General features: G+C 38.9%; 4 protein-coding genes. All 4 read left to right on the forward strand.

Annotation, left to right across the window (positions count from 1 at the left end; genetic code table 11):
• Positions 1–1,788, forward strand: a 1,788-nt coding sequence (locus FNZ24_RS21215; RefSeq protein WP_153916789.1) for a Sua5/YciO/YrdC/YwlC family protein, incomplete at its 5' end; no start/stop codon positions are given.
• Between the two features lie 105 nt (positions 1,789–1,893).
• On the forward strand, positions 1,894–2,610 hold the full coding sequence (gene hypB / locus FNZ24_RS21220; protein ID WP_153916791.1) for a hydrogenase nickel incorporation protein HypB: 717 nt from the start codon (positions 1,894–1,896) through the stop codon (positions 2,608–2,610).
• Position 2,611: 1 nt separating this feature from the next.
• Entirely contained in the window at positions 2,612–2,854 is a 243-nt protein-coding gene (locus FNZ24_RS21225) for a HypC/HybG/HupF family hydrogenase formation chaperone (RefSeq protein WP_153916792.1), read from the forward strand.
• On the forward strand, positions 2,851–3,366 hold a 516-nt coding region (gene hypD, locus FNZ24_RS21230; protein WP_153916794.1), incomplete at its 3' end, for a hydrogenase formation protein HypD. The genes FNZ24_RS21225 and hypD, both read left to right, overlap by 4 nt.

The following is a 3,366-nucleotide window of genomic DNA, read 5'->3' on the forward strand; positions in this document are numbered from 1 at the left end:
GGATTAGGTGGAKTTCATATCATTTGTGATGCCACTAATGATATTGCAGTAAAACGTCTACGTCAGCGCAAACATAGTAAAGCTAAACACTTAGCTTTTATAGCAACCGATTTACGTAATGCTCGTCAACTGGTTGAAGGCACACGTAAAGAATGGCAAATCCTTASTTCAGCAGAAAACCCTATTACTTTAATGAAAAAGCGAAGTGATATAGAGATTGACCTAAGTCCTGCACTTGCCCCTGATATTGATACTTTAGGTATATTTCTGCCATATACTCCACTGCATCATCTACTAGTTGAAGCCTTTAAAAAACCGATAGTTGCAACCAGTGCTAATATTTCTGGCTTACCTATCATTACCGATGGTAATGAAATCAAACAAAAGCTTGGCGAGGTAGTAGACGGGATTGTTGATCATAACAGACCAATAGTTAATGCCTGTGATGACAGTGTAGTACAAGTCATCGACGATAAAATCCAAGTCATTCGACTCGCAAGAGGTTACGCACCACTTAGCATTCCTTTAAGCAATAAATTGCAGCATCAGCTATTAGCTGTTGGCGCTCAACAAAAAAATACCCAGTGTTTCGCATTTAATGAAAGTGCGTTTGTTAGTCCACATATCGGAGACTTACATAATCTAGAAACTAACCAATATTTCGAACAAACACTTAATACTTTTCGCCGCCTTTATCAATTTACACCCGAACAAATCATCGCTGATAAGCATCCTGAATATACTTCGTCACAATGGGCTGCGGCTATGGCTAATGAACAAAATCTGCCCCTTGCTAATGTTCAGCACCACTATGCTCACGTACTGAGTGTTCTTGCTGCTAACGATTATCACAAACAGGTGTTAGCGTTTAGCTTTGATGGCACAGGACTCGGAGATGATAATCAATTATGGGGCAGCGAATGTATGCTTGCAGATCCCCACACTTTTGAAATTAAATCACACTTTAGAGCATTTAAGCTGATTGGCGGGGAGCAAGCCATTAAGCAACCTGTACGTATTCTGTTGGCTTTATTATTTGAAACCATGTCAGTGGATGAAATCATGACATTGCCTATTAATGCCATACAGCAAATGGATAGGTTAACAGTTAATAATCTTCACAACATATGGCTTAATAACAGCGCTTGTATTGAATGCCGCTCGGTAGGACGTATTTTTGATGCAGTTGCGGTTGCCCTGAACCTTATCATAGAAAATGATTTTGAAGCGCAAGCTGGAATGCTGATTAGCACTCATGCAAATATGGCTATTGAAACAGCACAGTTTAATGATGCTAACAACCTAGTCAGTGGCCCATCTACCTCAGATAAATTATCGATAGTTTCAAATGAGACTGTTACTGATAATGCTAGTCGGCTTACCAATTCCGATAGCCATAGCCATAGCCATAGCCAAGCAAAAAGTGTTCAACTTTTTGAACCTTCACAACTTATCTATCAATTAATCACTCGTTTAGTCAGCACAAAAAATAGCAACGACCTAACAGACGTGACTAACCAACTGTGTTTAGAGTTTATCGAAAGTTTAAGCCAAGTAGTTTGCTACATGGCAGAGCAATATCCGAGTCATAAACTGATTCTATGTGGCGGTGTTTTTCAAAATAAATTGTTATATGAGATGACCTTACAATATCTAAATCGTTATTTAAGTTATTCACCAGATAAGGTGTTACCAAGCAAATTGGTTCCCATAAATGATGCCGGCATTTCATTAGGACAAATTTGGTATGCCTACCAACAGCTAAACAGATCACAAACACAGCATTAACTTAAATAAAAATATAACTTTGGTGATGTTAATCAAAGTATCAAATAAAACCCCTGTTAATACTGAACAAAGTCAGATGAAAGTGGTTTTTAAAGGAGTAATACGATGTGCCAAGAATGCGGATGTTCATTAACCGATCACTCAAATTTACACACTAATCCACAACTCAATGACACTAAAACATTGTCAGTCATTCATAAGATATTAGATAAAAATGATCATGAAGCGCAACATAATCGTGAGCATTTTGAAGCGAATAATGTACGTGCCTTTAATCTTATGAGCAGCCCTGGCAGCGGAAAAACGACCTTACTTGAGCACTTGCATGAGTATTTACCTAAAAAATATGCAGTGATAGAAGGCGATCTTGAAACCTCAAGAGATGCTGACAGATTAATCGCTAAAGGTATTGAAGCCTATCAGGTGCAAACAGGCTCAGCATGTCACTTAGATGCATTCATGGTACACCAGGCGCTCCACCATATTGACTTAAAGCCCATTGATGTATGTTTTATCGAAAATGTTGGTAATTTGGTGTGTCCGGCTAGTTATGATGTTGGTACCCATAAAAATATCGTGCTGTTATCCGTTCCCGAAGGTGATGACAAAATAGAAAAGTACCCTGTTATGTTCCGCCGAGCTGATCTTGTACTCATTACTAAAATGGATTTAGCAGAACACTTCGATTTTTCACTTGTTGAATGTCGTAAACAACTGGAAAAGCTTAATCCAGACGTCACCCTTATTCCTGTATCAGTAAAAGATCCACAATCAATTACTGCAGTGGCTAACTGGATCCAAAAGCATCAGGGAGAGATTTAGCATGTGCTTATCCGTCCCTTCACAAGTTACAGAAATACATGATGATGCCAGCGTCACTGTGGATACCTTAGGGGTTAAGCGTCTCGTAAGTTCTCACCTAATGGCAGAACCTTTAGCCATTGGTGACTTCGTCCTCATTCACATTGGCTTTGTTATGAATAAAATCGATGATACTGAAGCAAATCTAAGTTTAGCGCTATATAAAGAAATTGTTGAAAAGCTAGAAGCTGAGGAGCAAGTATGATGAAACTTGCTGATTTATACCAGCAGTTCAGAAACCCTGATACGATTAGAGCCCTATCTAATCGTATCAATCAACTTGCCAATGCCATCGATGTTGATATCAACATTATGGAAGTCTGCGGTGGCCATACCCATACCATTATGAAATATGGCCTTAAGCAATTATTGCCATCTAACATCAAATTTATTCATGGGCCGGGTTGCCCAGTGTGTATTATGCCAAAAGAGCGAATAGATCATGCCGCAACCTTAGCTAAACTGCCTGATGTAATATTATTGACGCTCGGCGACATGATTAGAGTGCCAGGCTCTAAAGGTAATCTAGCTAAGTTTCGCTCTCAAGGCGCTGATATCAGACCGCTGTATGACCCAATGGATGCCATAGGTATTGCTAAGCAAAATTCTGATAAAAAAGTAATATTTTTTGCTATTGGTTTTGAAACATCAACACCAATGACTGCCGTGTTAATTGATCAGGCTGAAAAACAACAAATTATCAATTTGTTGTTTTTC

This window comes from Shewanella sp. TC10, assembly GCF_009663145.1.
Taxonomy (GTDB): domain Bacteria; phylum Pseudomonadota; class Gammaproteobacteria; order Enterobacterales; family Shewanellaceae; genus Shewanella.

Coding starts and splice junctions, on each gene's coding strand:
- hypB (WP_153916791.1), top strand. CDS start 1,894: ATGTGCCAAGAATGCGGATGTTCATTAACCGATCACTCAAATTTACAC.
- FNZ24_RS21225 (WP_153916792.1), top strand. CDS start 2,612: ATGTGCTTATCCGTCCCTTCACAAGTTACAGAAATACATGATGATGCC.